General features: G+C 61.3%; 16 protein-coding genes. 6 read left to right on the top strand and 10 right to left on the bottom strand.

Features of this window, described 5'->3' with window-relative positions; genetic code table 11:
* Position 1: 1 nt before the first annotated feature.
* Genes CSC67_RS15350 through CSC67_RS15330 form a run of 5 tightly spaced genes read right to left on the bottom strand, consistent with a single transcriptional unit; the run spans position 2 to position 4211 of the window.
* Positions 2-916: an ABC transporter substrate-binding protein gene (locus CSC67_RS15350; protein ID WP_118995325.1), complete on the bottom strand. Its 915-nt coding sequence runs from the start codon at positions 914-916 to the stop codon at positions 2-4.
* A 60-nt stretch (positions 917-976) separates the two neighbouring features.
* A complete protein-coding gene (locus CSC67_RS15345; protein WP_118995324.1) occupies positions 977-1180 on the bottom strand; it encodes a hypothetical protein in 204 nt (67 codons plus the stop codon).
* Position 1181: 1 nt separating this feature from the next.
* A complete protein-coding gene (locus CSC67_RS15340; protein WP_118995323.1) occupies positions 1182-2813 on the bottom strand; it encodes an FAD-dependent monooxygenase in 1632 nt (543 codons plus the stop codon).
* A gap of 14 nt (positions 2814-2827) precedes the next feature.
* A complete protein-coding gene (locus CSC67_RS15335; RefSeq protein WP_167752921.1) occupies positions 2828-3646 on the bottom strand; it encodes an alpha/beta fold hydrolase in 819 nt (272 codons plus the stop codon).
* Between the two features lies 1 nt (position 3647).
* The gene (locus CSC67_RS15330; protein WP_118995321.1) at positions 3648-4211 is read right to left on the bottom strand and encodes a cupin domain-containing protein; all 564 of its coding nucleotides are present in this window, start codon (positions 4209-4211) and stop codon (positions 3648-3650) included.
* Between the two features lie 154 nt (positions 4212-4365).
* Between CSC67_RS15330 and CSC67_RS15325 the strand changes: the two genes are divergently transcribed.
* Both CSC67_RS15325 and sodC read left to right on the top strand, forming a co-directional pair.
* Positions 4366-5292: a LysR family transcriptional regulator gene (locus CSC67_RS15325; protein ID WP_167752920.1), complete on the top strand. Its 927-nt coding sequence runs from the start codon at positions 4366-4368 to the stop codon at positions 5290-5292.
* A 157-nt stretch (positions 5293-5449) separates the two neighbouring features.
* Positions 5450-5962: a superoxide dismutase family protein gene (gene sodC, locus CSC67_RS15320; RefSeq protein ID WP_118995509.1), complete on the top strand. Its 513-nt coding sequence runs from the start codon at positions 5450-5452 to the stop codon at positions 5960-5962.
* 2 nt (positions 5963-5964) lie between these two features.
* Here sodC and CSC67_RS15315 read toward each other — a convergent pair whose 3' ends face one another.
* Positions 5965-6507, bottom strand: a complete 543-nt coding sequence (locus tag CSC67_RS15315) for a hemerythrin domain-containing protein (protein WP_118995319.1) — start codon at positions 6505-6507, stop codon at positions 5965-5967.
* Positions 6508-6577: 70 nt separating this feature from the next.
* Positions 6578-7129, bottom strand: a complete 552-nt coding sequence (locus tag CSC67_RS15310; RefSeq protein WP_118995318.1) for a cytochrome b — start codon at positions 7127-7129, stop codon at positions 6578-6580.
* A 234-nt stretch (positions 7130-7363) separates the two neighbouring features.
* Between CSC67_RS15310 and CSC67_RS15305 the strand changes: the two genes are divergently transcribed.
* On the top strand, positions 7364-8194 hold the full coding sequence (locus CSC67_RS15305; RefSeq protein WP_167752919.1) for a ferritin-like domain-containing protein: 831 nt from the start codon (positions 7364-7366) through the stop codon (positions 8192-8194).
* Between the two features lie 36 nt (positions 8195-8230).
* Here the strand turns inward: CSC67_RS15305 and CSC67_RS15300 are convergent, their stop codons facing one another.
* Entirely contained in the window at positions 8231-8857 is a 627-nt protein-coding gene (locus tag CSC67_RS15300) for an LON peptidase substrate-binding domain-containing protein (protein ID WP_118995316.1), read from the bottom strand.
* Between the two features lie 175 nt (positions 8858-9032).
* Here CSC67_RS15300 and CSC67_RS15295 point away from each other — a divergent pair, with 175 nt between their 5' ends.
* The 3 genes from CSC67_RS15295 to CSC67_RS15285 are packed head-to-tail and all read left to right on the top strand — an operon-like array spanning position 9033 to position 12783.
* Complete coding sequence (locus tag CSC67_RS15295) at positions 9033-10874, top strand: feruloyl-CoA synthase (RefSeq protein ID WP_118995315.1); 1842 nt, start codon at positions 9033-9035, stop codon at positions 10872-10874.
* A gap of 3 nt (positions 10875-10877) precedes the next feature.
* The gene (locus tag CSC67_RS15290) at positions 10878-11801 is read left to right on the top strand and encodes a helix-turn-helix transcriptional regulator (protein WP_118995314.1); all 924 of its coding nucleotides are present in this window, start codon (positions 10878-10880) and stop codon (positions 11799-11801) included.
* 40 nt (positions 11802-11841) lie between these two features.
* Complete coding sequence (locus CSC67_RS15285) at positions 11842-12783, top strand: 3-hydroxyacyl-CoA dehydrogenase NAD-binding domain-containing protein (protein ID WP_118995313.1); 942 nt, start codon at positions 11842-11844, stop codon at positions 12781-12783.
* A 17-nt stretch (positions 12784-12800) separates the two neighbouring features.
* On the opposite strand, the gene CSC67_RS15280 is transcribed toward CSC67_RS15285, so the two are convergent.
* Positions 12801-13802, bottom strand: coding sequence for an asparaginase (locus CSC67_RS15280; RefSeq protein WP_118995312.1), 1002 nt, complete (start codon positions 13800-13802; stop codon positions 12801-12803).
* 21 nt (positions 13803-13823) lie between these two features.
* Positions 13824-16154 (bottom strand): xanthine dehydrogenase molybdopterin binding subunit, encoded by a 2331-nt coding sequence (gene xdhB, locus CSC67_RS15275; RefSeq protein ID WP_118995311.1) that lies wholly within the window; start codon positions 16152-16154, stop codon positions 13824-13826.
* Between the last annotated feature and the right edge of the window lies 1 nt (position 16155).

The following is a 16155-nucleotide window of genomic DNA, read 5'->3' as shown; positions in this document are numbered from 1 at the left end:
TTCAAGGATAGATCAGGTTGGCTGTGTCCGGGATCTTATCGACATAGCCGGCGCTTTTGAACATTTCAGCGTAGGCCTCGAAGTCGGCCTTTTCGAGCTTGGTCGAATAAGGAATGGGAAAGGTCGAGCTGAAACCCAGGTATTTCTTCTCGATGTCGCGCGCCTTGTCGGGATGATCGTGGATGTACTGGATGCCTTCGGCCAAAGAGCGGCGAAAGCCTTCCACCACATTGGGATGGGCATCGAGCCAGGAGCGCTGTCCGACCCATATGGCGCCCAGAATGTCGGGGCTGACTTCCGCCATGTAGTCGGCGACGCGGTAGCCTGTGCCGTCGGCGACGATGCGCGCCCGGAAAGGCTCGAGTACGGGCACGGCGTCGATGGTACCGGACTTGAGCATGTCCTTCATCTGAGGGAAGGGAGCTTCGACGATGGACAGCTTGCTTACGTCGGCGCCTTTGTCCTGTAGCCACTTGCGGAATACGACGTCGGCGACGCTGCGCAGCCCGGGCACGCCGATGCGCTTGCCTTCGAGGTCCTTGGCGGTCTTGATGTCGGTGCCTTCGCGCGCCACCACACTGAAAATCGCCGGGTCGGCCAGAAAGCGGGTTGCGGCGCTGATGGCGGGCAGGTCGAGGCCGGAGCGCGAGGTATCGAGCAGCATGGGCGGCGTGGCCGCGCCGATCTGCAGGCTGCCGGACATGAGCGCTGCGGGAATATTGGAAATGAGCGCGACCTTGGTCAGTTCGGCATCGATGCCGTGTTTTTCGAAGATGCCGGTTTCTTTGGCGACCATGACGGGGAGGAAGTCGGCTGCCGACGAAAAGCCAATGGTCACCTTTGTGTTCTGCGCCATGGCGGCGCTGGAGCCGAGCAGCAATGCTCCGGCGAGAAGCAGGCGAATGCGATGTTTCATGAGTGTCTCCGATATTATGATTTTGTCGATGCGTCCGGGGACGCGTTATAGGCGCAGCCTCTAGGCCGGAGAAACAGGGCGAAGATGGCGTTCGGCCTTGGGTATGCATGCGGCCAGGACGCCGGGGCCCGCATGGGATGCAAGCAGGATGGCCAGCTTGCACAGAAACACGTTGCGCTGTTCGGCGTCGATACGGTCGATGGCCGAGGCCAGCGATTCGAATCCCGATTCATTGAAGGCGGGGCAAGGAGTGGATTGGGTCATGTCAAGAAGCCTCCATGGAGCGGGACGTGGCCCCGCCGAGCCGGTCCAGGGCGTCTCGCAGCGCCTGCGCATTATGTTGGCGCCATCGCCCTGCGATGCGGTTGTCGGGCCTGACGAGATAGATGGTGCCAGGCCGGGCATCCAGCAGACGAGTAATTTCGGACGAAACCGGAATGATGATGTGCTGTAGCCGCTCGACGGCGGAATCAGCCTCTGGCCATGAAGGCTGCGCGGCCGCCTGGACGGGCTCGTCCACGAAGACCAGCAGAGCGAAGCCTGTACCGAAAAGTTCGTACAGTCGACTCTCGGAGTCGATGACGCCATCCGGGCAAATAGACCCCACCTCGCCGCGCGGCGAGAAGTCTGCGTCGTTCGCAGGAGTGGCATTGAGCGGGCTGTCGCTATAGCGGTAGGGGGCCGAGGCATACGGGTCGAAGAGATTGGCAAGGAAGCCGTCGTCGATCGACAGCGAAAGCACGGCTTCCCGCATCAGGGCCACGCCGGGCGAGGGCGTCGTGATAAATAGCGTCGTGCGCGTAAGCTCGTCGAGGGTGTCCAGGATGTCGCCGCGCCGTTCCAGGGTATACGTGTCGAGCAGCGTGGCGTCCGCCGTCCCCTTTACGACCCGCGCCAGTTTCCATGCCAGGTTGTGGGCGTCGGCATAACCGTGGTTGACCCCGCGCCCGCCGAAGATGGGCACTTGATGTGCCGCGTCGCCCGCGAACAGCACACGGCCTCGGTTGTAAGTAGGAAGGCTAAGCGCGTTGGTCCGGTATACCGAAGTCAAAAGCAGTTCGTAGTCGGCTTGAATTCCCATGAGTTCGAAATGGGCGCGAATGCGCTTGTGCACTTTCTCGGCTGCCATTTCTTCTTCGGCGTCCTGGCCGTCCAGCAGCTGGAAGTCCAGGCGCCACATGTCGAAAGGCGCTTGATGCATCAGTACCGCCTTGCCCGGCAGGTAGGGCGGATTGAAGAAAAGACGCCGTCCGGCGGGGATGGGCAGCTTGCAAATGATGTCGTTGATGACGAACTGCTGCGTATAAGAGGTTCCTTCGTAGGCCAGGCCGAGACGCTTGCGGGTTTGGCCATGCGGCCCGTCGGCAGCAACCAGGTATCGGGCCTTAGCCTCGTACGAGCCCAGCTCCGTCTGAACCTTTAGCACGACTCGGTCGGAATAGGGTTCCACATCCAGCACTTCGTGCCCGTACCGCACCTGAACGTCGGGATACTTCTGTATTTCGTCGAGCAGCAGCCGCTCCATCCAGCATTGCTGCAGATTGGTCTGCCCATGCTTCTCGTTGGGAGGCGGCGCGATGTTCATGTGATGGACCATGTGGCGGTCGTAGAAGGTCCAGCCTTCGTTCCACGTGAGGGCTTTGTCGAGCACGGCCTGGCCTACGCCCAACTGGTCGAGAATCTGCATGCTGCGGCGGGTCATGGCCAACGCCCGGCTGCCGGTGGATATGGTGCGGCGTTTTTCGAGGACGACGCTGCCCACGCCCTGGCGCGCCAAGCCCAAGGCCAAGGACAGGCCCACCGGACCGGCTCCCACAATGATGACCGGCGCCGGCCCATTTGCCGGATCGGCCTCATCGGGCGGAATCAAAGGGAATTCTTCCCATTTGAAATACATGTTTCCTCCGGGGATCAGCTGTACGCTGAATCGTTTTTCTGAGCTTTCAGGAACGCCAGGATCGCCTCGTTGAAGGCCTGGGGCTGCTCTAGATTGCTGATGTGCCCCGCGTTGGCGATGACGGCCGAGGCGGCGTGCGGAATACGGGCCAGCAGTTCTTGCGTGACGGCCTGGGGATAGACGGTGTCCTGGTCGCTGGCGATGATCAGGGTCGGACAGCCGATGGTCTCGAGCTTGTCGCCGCGGTCTTGTATCGTGGACGCCCTCAATACACTTAAGTAGTGATCGGCCCGCAAGGTGCTCATGGCTCGAGCCGCCGCGTCCAGGGCTTGCCTGGAGGCCGTATCGGCCATCATGGCCGCCGCTTGCCGGCGGCCGAACTCGGGTGGCAGACGCTCGTCGGTGGCGAAGCTGGAGCGCGAGCGGATAAACGCCTCGGCTTGGGCATCGTCCAGGTGATCGAAGCCCGGACTGGTGTTGGCCAGGATCAAGGAGGCCACCCGTCGAGGCGCCTGCAAGGCAGTGGTGCGCGCGACGCGTCCCCCCATGGAGAGCCCGACGAGATGCGCGCGGGGGGCGCCGAAGAAGTCCATGGTCGCGATCACGTCGGCGCAGAAGTCTTTCTTGAAGTCCAGCGGAAGGGGAGCAGGATCACTCTCGCCGTAGCCGCGCAGATCGAGGCTGACCGCGGTGAAGTGGTCTTTCAGCCCCTGCAGTTGCGGCCGCCAGATGCTGCGGTCGCCGCCCAAGCCGTGGATCATGATGACCAGGGGGCCCGAGCCGCAGACGGTGGCGGCCAGGCGAGGCTGTGAGGGAATGTGGAGGGTTCGCATGTCAGTCTTCGGACGGACCGTGGTACCGCTGCGCATCGACGAGCACGAACGCGACTAGCGCCGGTTGTTCGCTGCGATTGCTCCAGCCATGGTTCGTCGCCCGCTGCACCAGAACGTCTCCGCGACGAAGCAGGACTTCGCCTTCGTCCATCAGGGCCCATATTTCGCCCGACAGCACGATGGCATAGTCGACTGTCTGGGTGCAGTGCATCGCGGCTTTGTCTTGGGCATTCTCGAGTGCCGACTCGCTGCCCATAGACGAAAAATGGGCATGCGGGTCCCATTTGTCCATGTAGCTGGCATCGGGCGGGAACTGCACGGTGCGCAGGACGGTGCCGCGCCTGGGCGGGGTCAAGGTAATGTCGCGCGTGCAGGGCTCTTCAAGGACGTGCGCATTTGCCGGAGAGTCGAAAGTCTTCCACAGGTCGGTCACCACCAGGCCGGGTACGCTGGGCAGAGTCAGGATGAAGGGTGAAATACTGTCTTGGGCGATGACGGATCTGCCGTTCTTATCGTGTCCCGTTACGACGCGTCTGATGGCTATTGCTTCGTCCGATGTTGTCATGGCTGGGTTTCTCCTCTTTGAAATCGATTCTAGGAGGCTTGCCAGTTCAGCGATACATGTAATATCGTTGAGCCGTTAAACGAAAAACGTCTATCTGCGACGAGAAACCGTATATGCTTGGATGCGAGACGCGGCCCGTTTATCGGAGGCAGACATGAATCTGGAGCTTGTGCAGTGCTTTCTGCGTGTTGCGGAGTTCGGAAGCATCAATCGCGCCGCCGAAGACCTTGAAATGACCCAGCCCGCACTGGCCCGGCGCATCGCGGCGCTGGAGCATGATCTCAGTGTCACCTTGCTGGTACGGGGTTCGAGGGGCGTGCGGCTTACCGACGCCGGACTCATCCTGGCCAATGGCGCCCGTCCCATACTCCGGCAGGCCGAGCTGCTGCGGGCCGAAATCGGCCGTCAGGTCAAGACCCAGGTTTCCATCGGCCTGCCGTTTTCCATGAACAAGCTGGTGACCGCGCCCTTCGCATCGCGCGAACTGGATCGCGAGTCGCCGGTGTCATTGCGAATCTACGAGGGGTTTCTTCATCACTTGCGCGAATGGATGCATCAAAGCCTGATCGACGTGGCGATCATGGAAGATCGCGAAGACGAATCACCCCAATTCGAACGGATTCCGCTGGTTCGCGAGCAGGTGTTCCTGGTGGGCAACGCCGACTCGGGGCTGCGGCCTGATCGCGGCGTCGACGCTCGGCAGTTGGGGCGCTGCCGGCTCATACTGCCCGGCCGTCCCAACATCATCCGCATGCGTGTGGAGGCCTATCTGAAGCAGCATGGGGAAAAATACCGGCGTGCCGCCGACGCGGAAACCTTGCCCCTTTGCCTTTCATTGGTGAACGATGGGCACGGCATGACGGTGATGCCGTACTGCGCCTTGTATGAATTTCCTATGAGCACGCTGCGGGCTGCCCCCATTGTCGACTTGCCCATGACCTGGTCCATGTATGTCAACAACGTGCGCCGACACTCGGCAGGCGTGCGGCATATCGCCGAAGGGCTGCGCAACGCGATGGTGGCTCGCATCCGTAGCGGCGAATGGCAGATGGCCGAGGCGCTTCTCGAGGCGAAGTCCTGAACGGGGCATGGCGCTTGCTGCCGCGGGCCGAGGCTGTATTTCCATTTCTTCGTCTGACCAGGAGGCATCCATGTCAATTTCAGCAATCGATTTCCCGGCGGGCCGTTCCGGTGGCGCGGCCGAGCGAGGGCGCTCGGCGCGGCGCCGCTGCGTGTGGATGGCGGGCGCCTTGGTTCTGGGCGGGTTCCTTGCCACGGCGGCGCACGCGGACGTCAAGGTGACCCTGCATCAAGTGTCCCAGAAGGGCGTGATGGACGAGATCGGAGAAGTCGTCGTGTCCGAGTCCAAGTACGGCCTGGTGTTTACGCCCAACCTCAAAGGCCTGAATCCCGGCGTCCACGGCTTCCACGTGCACGAAAAGCCCAGCTGCGAACCCGAGGAGAAGGATGGCAAGGTGACGGCCGCCGGCGCGGCCGGCGGGCACCTGGATCCCGAGGGCAGCAAGAAGCACGGGGCCCCATGGGGCGACGGGCATCTGGGCGATCTGCCCGCGCTCTATGTCGACTCGAAGGGCAACGCGCAGCTGCCGGTGTTGGCGCCCAGGCTGACCAAGCTGGATCAGATCCAGGGCAGGTCGCTGATGGTGCACGAGGGCGGCGACAATTACTCCGATCATCCCATGCCGCTGGGCGGTGGCGGCGGCCGCATGGCCTGCGGCGTGGTGGAGTAGCGTCAGGCCGGATTGCGCCGCTCGCGCATGGCGCTTCCGATGCGCTCGAGCGATGCGCCATCGAGCATGCGCCGGGCCAGGGGGAGCAGTTCCTGGTCTTCGCATTGCAGGTGGTCGGCATAGCCGTCCATGAAGGCCTGGATATCCCGGGCGGACAGCGCCACGGCCTCGCCTTCGCACAGCCGGAGCAGCAGCGGCCGCAGGCGCTGCCATTGACTCTCGAGTTGGCGGTGTTCGGTGGACAGCCTGTCGAACAAGCCGCGCAGGCATGTCGCATCGGAGCCGGCCACCGATTCGAGCAGGGCGGGGAAAAGATCTTTTTCCTCGTCGGCATGATGGTACAGGGCGGGGCCGTCGAAATAGCGCAGTATGCTCTGGGCCGCGCTGCGCGCGTGCTCGTCGGCGCCGTGCCGGGCCACGTGGTCCGGCAGCCGCGACAGGGTTTCGCAGCGGCTGCGCAATTTGTCGTGGCAGGCCGAGAGCATGTCCACCGGCTCGTCGAAACCGGCGGAGGGAGCATTGAAGCCCGGAAACGATTGAGCCATGGCGTGTCCTTGCTGTGGGCGGCGGCCGAACGGCCCGGCGGAAGGGACCGAGGGCGCGCCGATTCTCGAGTCAGCGGCGGGGAGTGCCGATGATGCGGTACATCACGTTCTTGTCGCCCGCCAGGTGATGCCAGAAGGCGGCGACGATATGGCCGACCACAAGGGCGAACAGCAGCCAGCCCAGCAGGCTGTGGAAGGTGCTGCCCAGGTCGGTCATCCATTCTATTTTATCGCCCTCGAAGCCGGACATCAGCGGAATGCCGAAAGGCGAGAAGGCCCTGCCCGAACCGTACTGGCGGATCAGCGCAACGAGCGGAACGGCGACCATGAGCAGGTACAGACAGGCGTGGCCCAGACGCGCCAGCACGCTGACCGAGGGCGGACGGCGTCCGGTGTTCGCCAGCGCCCAGAGCACGCGGACAAGAATCAGCACCATGAGCAGGAAGCCGGACGTCTTGTGGGTGGACCACATGAATTCGTCCAGAGCGGAATCTTCCGCCAGCAGATGGGCGCCGGCCGACGTGAACTGCCAGGCGAGCACCACGGCCATGAGCCAGTGCAGCGTGCGGGTGATGCTTCCGTAGCGGAGAGCCGAGTCACGGGTCTGGGAGGTATTTTGCATGCTTTTTCCTTGTTGACGAGAACTGGGCATGCCGCCTTGCCGGCCGGAGCGTCTTCCCGCGAGGCTGACGCCGCGGCGGACAGGGAGGCAATGGATGGGTTGGCTCTTATACCATGGCGACTTTACAACTTGACATTCATGGGGCGTCGCAGGGCGTTATCCTTGGACATGAATAAGCGTACACTAGCATTCGCTTCAGTGCCACGAGTCAACCAACACGCAGAGCGCAAACCGATGCAAGAGTCCACGATACAAGCTCCTCGTTGGGGATTGGATCAGATTCCCTTCGAACAGATCGACGTTTCAGAAGCGCGTACGCGCGAAGACTTGTTCTATCTCGTCACCAGCGCGTCGTTCATCGAGATCGCCTCCGATCTATATACCAGCAACCTCATCCAGCATTTCGAGGGCGACGACGATGTGGTGCAATGGCTGCAAGAGCAATGGCAGCACGAGGAAATGCGCCACGGCTACTCCTTGCGCGACTATGTGCGGCACGTCTGGCCTGAATTCGACTGGCAGGCCGCCTACGACTCCTTCTTCGACGAGTACTCCAAGATGTGCACCATCGAAGAATTCGAACCGACGCGCGGCCTCGAGATGGTGGCGCGCTGCGTCGTCGAGACGGGCACGGCGACCTTCTACACTGCGCTCAGCCAGCATGCGACCGAACCGGTGCTGTCCGGCATAGCGGCCCGCATCCGGGCCGAAGAGGTCGGCCACTACAAGCATTTCTACCAATACTTCAGGCACTACAGCGAGCGCGAGTCGCCCAGCCGCTGGCGAGTGCTCGGAGCCATCCGGCGCCGCGTGGTCGAGGCCCGCAATTCGGACGCCGAGGTGGCCCTGTGGCATGTATATGCGCACAGGCATCCCGGCGCCGACCGGCAGGCGGACAGGCAGGCTTTCCGGGCCGTGCTGAGCGGGCTGGGCAAGGCGGTCAAGCGCCATTATCCGGTCAATATGGCGGCCAAGATGGTGCTGCGTCCCTTGAGCCTGCCGCCCCGGGTCAACCAGGTGATCGAAGGCCCCTTGTCGCGGGCGGCGAGCTGGCTGCTGCGCTAGCACGCCGGGCTTTGGCTTAGGGCCTGTTAACAGGCCCTAAGGGTCCTGAGAGTCGAACAGTCCGTGCAGGCGTATATAGCCCTGCACGCGTTCCAGCCTCTGGCGCGGGTCGCGCATTTTCAGCAGGTTCTGCCTTTGCAGGGCCGTCAGCGGCAGCAGTTCGGCCCAGCGATCGGCCACCCATCCGCATTCATCGAGCTTGAAGGGCGGCGCCAACGGCATGGCGGCCGCGGGCATCTCTTCTTTCTGCATATTGGCAATGAGCCTGCCCAGGACATCGGCGCTGGGTTTCAAGGCGGCGGGCAGGGGCGTGGGCGAATCGGGCTCCAGCGCAGCGCTGCGGCCCACCCAAAGGCCGTATTTTTCCTGTCGGCTGCTCAATAGCTCGAAAGGCGCGGTGCCTATGCAGCGGACGTGGATGAGCGCCGGCATGGGCGCATGCCAGGCGTCGATGCGGGCCATGGTGCCGGCGGTCGCCAGGGTTTCGACGCTTTCCGGGGAGCGCACCTCGCGGCCTTCCAGCAGGCCGACTACGCCGAACTCGCTGCCGTCCGCGATGCAGCGGCGTATCATGTCCAGATAGCGCACCTCGAACACGCGCAGATGCAGCACCCCGTCGGGAAACAAGGCCCGTCCCAACGGAAACAAAGGGATTTCGTCCATAGTATCTGCCTAGAAGCTCCGAAGGAGTCAGCCCCGAATATAGGGGTTAACTATAAATTGTTTCGCTAAAACCAATTGCGTATAGTATTTCTATCCAGCGAGAACCACTCGCGATGATGCAACGATGCCCGTATGGAAACGCATCGTTCACAATGCAATGGAGACAACAGTGAATATGCCCGAAATCCAAGGCGCGCGCTTGTTCGCCGAGCCCGCCGTCAAGGTCGAGACACGCGCCGACGGCACCATGGTGCTCGACACGCCCATGGCTTTGGAGCCCTATGCCCGTTGCGTGGGTGAATACCTCGAGCATTGGGGGCGCGAAACTCCCGAGCGCGATTTCTTGCTGGAGCGCGGCCCGCAGGGCGCCTGGCAGGGCGTAACTTACGGCCAGGCGCTGGACACGGTGCGGCGCATCGCGGGCTGGCTGCTACAGCATCACAAGCGCCCCGATTATCCCGTTTGCGTCATGACCGACAACAGCGTCGAGCATGGCCTCATCATGTTGGCCTGCATGCACGTGGGCATCGCCTACACGGCGGTGTCGCCGGCCTATTCCTTGGTTTCAAAAGACCACGCCAAGCTGAAGAACCTGATCGAGCGGCTCGATCCGGAGTTCATCTACGTGGGCGGGGCAGAGCGCTTCAAACCCGCGCTCAAGTCGATCGAGGGCCTGCACAAGGCCACCCTCATCGTCTCCGATCACGACGACCTTCCCGGGGACGCCCTGCGGTTTTCCGCACTGTTGAAGGGAGAGGACGGGCCGGCGGTGGACGAGGCTTATCGCCAGGTGGGACCCGACACCATCGCGAAGATCCTGTTCACCTCGGGCTCCACCGGCTATCCCAAAGGGGTGATCAACACGCAGCGCATGCTGTGCGCCAGCCAGCAGGCCAAGCGCCAGGTATGGCCTTTTCTTACGGAGCATCCGCCGGTTCTGCTCGATTGGCTGCCATGGAACCATACCTTCGGCGGCAACCACAATTTCAATGTCATTCTGGCCAACGGCGGAACCTTGTATCTGGACGGCGGCAAGCCGCTGCCGGGCATGTTCGACCAATCGGTGCAGAACCTGCGCGACGTCGCGCCCACCCTTTACCTGAACGTGCCGCGCGCCTTCGACATGCTGCTGCCGGTGCTGCGCTCCGATGCCGGGCTGCGCAGCAAGTTTTTCTCTCGTCTGCAGGTCATCTTCTATGCGGCGGCCGCCTTGCCGCAGCATCTGTGGGACGGCCTGATCGAACTCTCCAAGCAAGAACTGGGCTATGCGGTCCCCATGGTCACCGCCTGGGGGTCGACCGAAACCTCGCCGCTGGCCACCGACTGCCATTACCAGGCCGCGCGCTCCGGCGTGATCGGGCTGCCGGTGCCCGGCGTGTCGATCAAGCTGGTTCCCAGCGGCGACAAGCTCGAAGTACGCGTCAAGGGGCCCAACATCACCCCGGGCTATTTCAAGCAGCCCGAAGAAACCGCCAAGGCGTTCGATGAAGAAGGCTACTACCGCATCGGCGATGCGGCGAAGTTCGCCGACCCCGAGAACCCGGCCGCGGGCCTGATGTTCGACGGACGCGTATCCGAGGACTTCAAGCTGACCACGGCCACCTGGGTCAGCGTGGGCGCCCTGCGGGTAAAGGGCATCGAGATGCTGGCGCCGGCGGTTCAGGACATCGTCGTGACCGGCCACGATCGCGATTCGGTCGGTTTCCTCATCTTCCCCAACGTGGCGGCATGCCGCAAGCTGGCGGGCCTGCCCGACGACGCGGCGGTGGAACAGGTCGTCGCCCACCCCGCCGTCATCGAGCACATCACGCGCGGCATGCAGGCCATGCGCAGCGCCGGCACGGGCAGTTCCACTTTCGCCGACCGGGCCATGATGCTTACCATGCCGCCGGCCGTCGACAGCGGCGAAATCACCGACAAAGGCTATATCAACCAGTCGGCCGTCCTGAAGGCGCGAGCCCATCTCGTCGACAGGCTTTACAGCGGCGAAGCCGATCCGCTAATCGTCCGGTTGTAAGCCATGGCGCAGAAAGAACCACTGATCATCGAAGCGCCCGACCTGCAGCAGCGGGTCGCACAGCGCGTGCGCGCCGCCAGGGCGGGGCGGGCCATGTCCATGAAGCAGCTGGCGCGCGAATCGGGCATATCGCTGCCCTATCTCTCGCGCGTCGAGCGGGGCGAAGGCAATATATCGCTGGCGGTGCTGGGCAAGCTGGCCGCGGCGCTGCATCTTTCCGCCGACAGCATGCTGGCCGACGACGACCGTTACGGGGCCGACTACGCCCTGATCGTCGAACTGCTCAAGCGCCAGTCGCCCGCGCGCCTGCGCGAGATACGCAAGGCCTTGCTCGAAGGCGGGGCGTCCGGGCCCGGCCAGGCGCCCAGGCGCATCGCTCTCGTCGGGCTGCGCGGCGCGGGCAAGTCCACGCTAGGCCCTTTGCTGGCCCAGCGTCTGCATCTGCCTTTCATCGAGCTCAATCAAGAGGTCGAAAAAGAAGCCGGCATCGCGCTGGACCTGATCTTTTCCATCTACGGCCAGGCGGGCTTCCGGCAACTCGAAAAGCGCTGCCTGGACCGCGTCATCGCCCAGTATCCCGAGGTGGTGCTGGCCACGGGCGGCGGCATCGTCGTCGAGCCCGCCACGTACGAATTGCTGCTGCACTCCTTTTTCTGCGTATGGCTGCACGCCGATCCCCATGAACATTTCCGCCGCGTCATGGCGCAGCACGATGCGCGCATCGCCACACCCGAGCTGCACAAGGACGCCATGGCCAATATCACCGGCGCACTCGACGCCCGTCGCAAGCTATACGCCCTGGCCCACGCCGACGTCGACACCACGCATCGCGAGGTCGATGCTCTGGTCCAGCAGCTGGAAGAACTGATCCAGAAGCATCCTTTCGGACAGGTCGGCTCGGCCCTGGCACAAGCCTTGTGCGCTTGAGGGCGCGGTACGAATCCGTTTTTCTTGTACAGGAGTAATCATGCAGCGAGAGGTGAAACGCGTTGCCGTGGTGGGCACCGGCGTGATCGGAGCCAGCTGGACGGCCTATTTTCTGGCCCAGGGCCTGGACGTCGAAGCCACTGATCCTTCGCCGGACGCCGAGCGTCGCCTGCGCGAAACCGTGGCCCGGCTCTGGCCCAGCATGGAACGCATCGGCCTGCGTCCGGGCGCTTCGCAGGACAGGCTGCGTTTTCATGCCGACCTGCTCGACGCCCTCGAGAACGTCGACTTCGTGCAAGAAAACGGCCCAGAAAACGAAGCATTCAAGATCGACCTGTTCCGCCGCATGGACGCCGCTTTGCCGGCCGACGTGGTGCTGGCGTCGAGTTCGTCGGGCCTGCTGATCAGCACAGTGCAGTCGGCCTGCCAGCACCCGCAGCGCGTGGTGCTGGGCCATCCCTTCAACCCGCCGCACCTGATTCCCCTGGTCGAGGTCATAGGCGGCGCGCAGACGTCCGCCGAAGCCTTGAAGGCGGCCATGGATTTCTACATCTCCATCAGCAAGAGCCCCGTCAATCCGCGCAAAGAGGTCAAAGGCCACATCGCCAACCGCCTGCAAGCGGCCCTGTGGCGCGAGGCCTTTCATCTGGTCGACCAGGGTGTCGCCACGGTGCGGGACATCGACGTGGCGATCTCGCAGGGGCCGGGCATGCGCTGGGCCCTTCTGGGGCCTTTCATGAACCTGCATCTGTCGGGCGGGCAGGGCGGCATCGAGCATCTGCTCGACCACCTGGGCGGACCCATAGAAGACTGGTGGAAGGACCTGGGCTCGCCCTCCATGACGCCCGATCTCAAGCGCAAGGTGGCCGAGCAATTACGCGAGGTGCTTGCCACATCGGACGAGTCGCGCTTCGTGCCGGAGCGGGATCGCTTGCTGCTGGACTTGATTGCCGCGAAGAAGGAATCGGGGCAATTGCCCTAAGTAAACACGTCTGCGAGCTAAAAGGCCGACGCGCTAAGATAACGCCTGAATGAACTGCGTATTGTCGCAATATCCTCGTTCTGACCTAATAGTACTGACAATAACAGGCGGGCCTTGACACCGCTCAGGAACCCGCCCGGTATAAGCCCTTTGCCAAGCAAATCCATTTCGGACCCTGCGTAGCTATAGGTCTGCGTTAGTGTTCCTCCTGCGTAAACGCGAGACGAAAGCACTACCGGCTTGTTGCTTGCCAACTGTTCCAGACGCGGCACTATTTCGGCAGGTACGTGGCCGGCGCCTACTCCCTCTATCACTATGCCTCGATATTCCAGCTTCGGCAATTGATCCAACAGCCAGCCATTGTCGCCCAGCACGATTTTGACAAGCGCTACCGGAGCACAGTCGAAGGAGGGAAGTACGCTGTATTTGATTGGCGTCGGAGGTTTGTAATGAAATCTCGCACGTTGCTCTACTATGAAGCCCAGCGGTCCGGACATTGGCGAAGTGAAAGCAGAGGGCAAATAGGTATGGCTTTTTTGCACGAAGCGTGCAGCGTGTATTTCATTATTGAATACGACTAACGTACCTATTCCTGCCGCGCTTGGGCTGGCGGCGACTAGAACCGCCGAGAACAAGTTGGCTGGTCCGTCTGCGCCCAACATAGCGGGCCCCCGCATAGCCCCGGTGACCACCAATGGTCTATCTCTACGTACTAGAAGGTCTAGCAAAAAGGCGGTCTCTTCGATGGTGTCCGTGCCTTGCACCACTACTACGCCATCGACGCCGCGCTGATATAACGCGTCTATGTCGGAGGCCAGCATCACAATAGCAGAGAGGCTTAGCGATGCACTGGGAAGATCGTGTTTCGTAATGATTTTGAACTGGGCCAGCTCGGCCAGTCCCGAAACGCTTTCGAGCAATTGCTTCGGCCTCAATCCCGGAGCAATGCCGCCGTTGCGTTGAGGCACCATCGTAATCGTGCCTCCCAACACTATCAACGCGATTCTGGGCAATGCCATGGGCTCAGCTTATGTTCCATTTCAACGTTCAAGGCCCGAAGCTTCGGCCGTTTCAAGCTGTTCAGCCAAAGAATCGGGCACGACCTCGTCCAGTGAACGCGTCATCAAAACTTTTTCGGGCGTTGCGGGTACGTTTAGCGCCGGCCTGTTGGTGATGAGTGAGAGCGCTTCTATCAGCGCTTGATGCACCGAAATAGCCAACATGAGGGGAGGTTCGCCGACAGCTTTCGAAAAGTAAGGGGTCGGCGCCCGGAACGAGAGATTGTCCATCAACTCGACATTGAACGTTGTCGGCCGATCGCCAATCGCAGGAATCTTATAAGTCGAAGGAGCATGCGTTTTCAACATTCCATTCGCATCCCACCAAAGTTCTTCGGTAGTCAGCCACCCCATACCCTGAATGAATCCTCCTTCGATCTGGCCGATGTCTATGGCAGGGTTCAAAGAGCTTCCCACATCGTGAAGGACGTCCACTCGAAGCACTTTGTATTCTCCGGTCAGAGTATCTACAAGTACTTCGGAGACCGCGGCACCATAGGCAAAATACAAAAAAGGCCGGCCCTGGAATGCTTTTTGATCGAAATGGATCTCGGGCGTCTTGAAAAATCCTGTCGCAGACAGCGAAATGCGATCGAAGTACGCCAGCTCAACCAGTTTTGCAAAGGGAATGGCTTGAGCGCCCACATGGACATGATCATCTGCGAACCGAACGTCCTCGACCATGCCACCGAAGTGGCGTATCGCGACCTCGGCCAGACGGCTTTTGAGCTTAAGGGCCGCATCGCGCGCAGCCATGCCGTTCAAGTCCACTCCTGCCGACGATGCCGTCGGAGAGGTATTGGGGACTTTTTCCGTGTTGGTCGCGGTAATACGGACTTGCTCTACCGAAACACCGAACTCGTGCGCAACGATTTGGGCGACCTTTACGAACAGCCCTTGGCCCATTTCGGTGCCACCATGATTCAGCGCAATGCTTCCATCTTTATATATATTGATTAAGGCCCCCGCTTGGTTGAGATGGGTACGGCTAAAGCAGATTCCCATCATCACCGGTGTTAGTGCGATGCCCTTGCGTAATATCGGATTCTGCTCGTTGAACGCGCGTATCTCGTCGCGGCGCTGTTGGTACTCTGCCTTGTGCGCTAACTGGTCGATCAGTTCAGGCAAGATGAAGTTCTCGACGGTTTGCCCATAATGCGTCTGGGCCCGCACCGGGTCATAAAGATTCTGTTTGCGCACATCCAATGGGTCTTTTCCAAGATGGTGGGCGATATCCAATATGGCTCGCTCTATGCCAATCATGCCTTGCGGCGTACCGAACCCGCGAAACGCCGTGTCAGAAACAGTATTCGTTCTGCAGCGGTATGACTCTACCGATACGTTCTCAAGAAAATAGGCGTTGTCGCAATGAAATACGCCTCGGTCGGCCACGGCGCCAGACAAATCGGTAGCGTAACCACAACGAACTTTCTGCTGGAACTGTATCCCGAGTATTTTGCCGTCGTTGTCGAAACCCACGTCGTAGTCGATGACAAATGCATGTCGCTTGCCCGTCATTCGCATGTCGTCATCGCGATCCAAACGCACCTTTGCCGAGCGTTTCGTCTTGTGCGCCGCCAACGCCGCGATTGCGGCAAACTGAGTGGCCTGCGTCTCTTTGCCGCCAAAGGCTCCTCCCATGCGGCGCACATGCACTTTGATCGCTGCATCCGGGAGATTAAGCATTCGAGCGCATAAATGCTGAATTTCGCTCGGATTCTGCGTAGAACAAAATATCAGTACCTCTCCATCTTCACCGGGTTGCGCAAAAGATATCTGGCTCTCTAGATAGAAATGTTCCTGACCGCCTGTACTGATCCGACCCTTCAGGCGGTGTGGCGAAGACTTCAAAGCCTCCTCCGGATTACCGCGACGGACACGCCGAGGCGCGTGTATGAAGCTTTGCTGCTCCATCGCCTGGTCGATGGTCAATACGGCGGGGAGCTCTTTGAATTCGATGTTTGCAAACTTGCTGGCCCGGCGCGCAGCATCGATCGACTCTGCAACCACTGCAAACAACGCCTGGCCGGAAAATTGAACGTATCTTGCCGCAAAAAGTGGCTCGTCTCCTGCATGAGCGCAGCTCACATCGTGCGTTCCCGGAATATCGTCAAGTGTCAGGACGGTGACAACACCTGGCTGGTCCAGTACCTCGCTCAGATCGCAATTTAGGATTTCTGCATGGGCAAGCGTGCTTTGGGCGATATAAACATGCAGTGTTCCCCGAGGTTCGGGCATGTCGTCGATGTAAACCGCCTCTCCGCATACTTGCTTTACGGCACTATCGTGACGCTGTGAGACTTGAATCTTCATG

The organism is Pusillimonas caeni, assembly GCF_003545815.1.
In the GTDB taxonomy this organism is placed as follows: domain Bacteria; phylum Pseudomonadota; class Gammaproteobacteria; order Burkholderiales; family Burkholderiaceae_B; genus Pusillimonas; species Pusillimonas caeni.
This window is presented reverse-complemented; position numbering and strand designations above follow the sequence as displayed.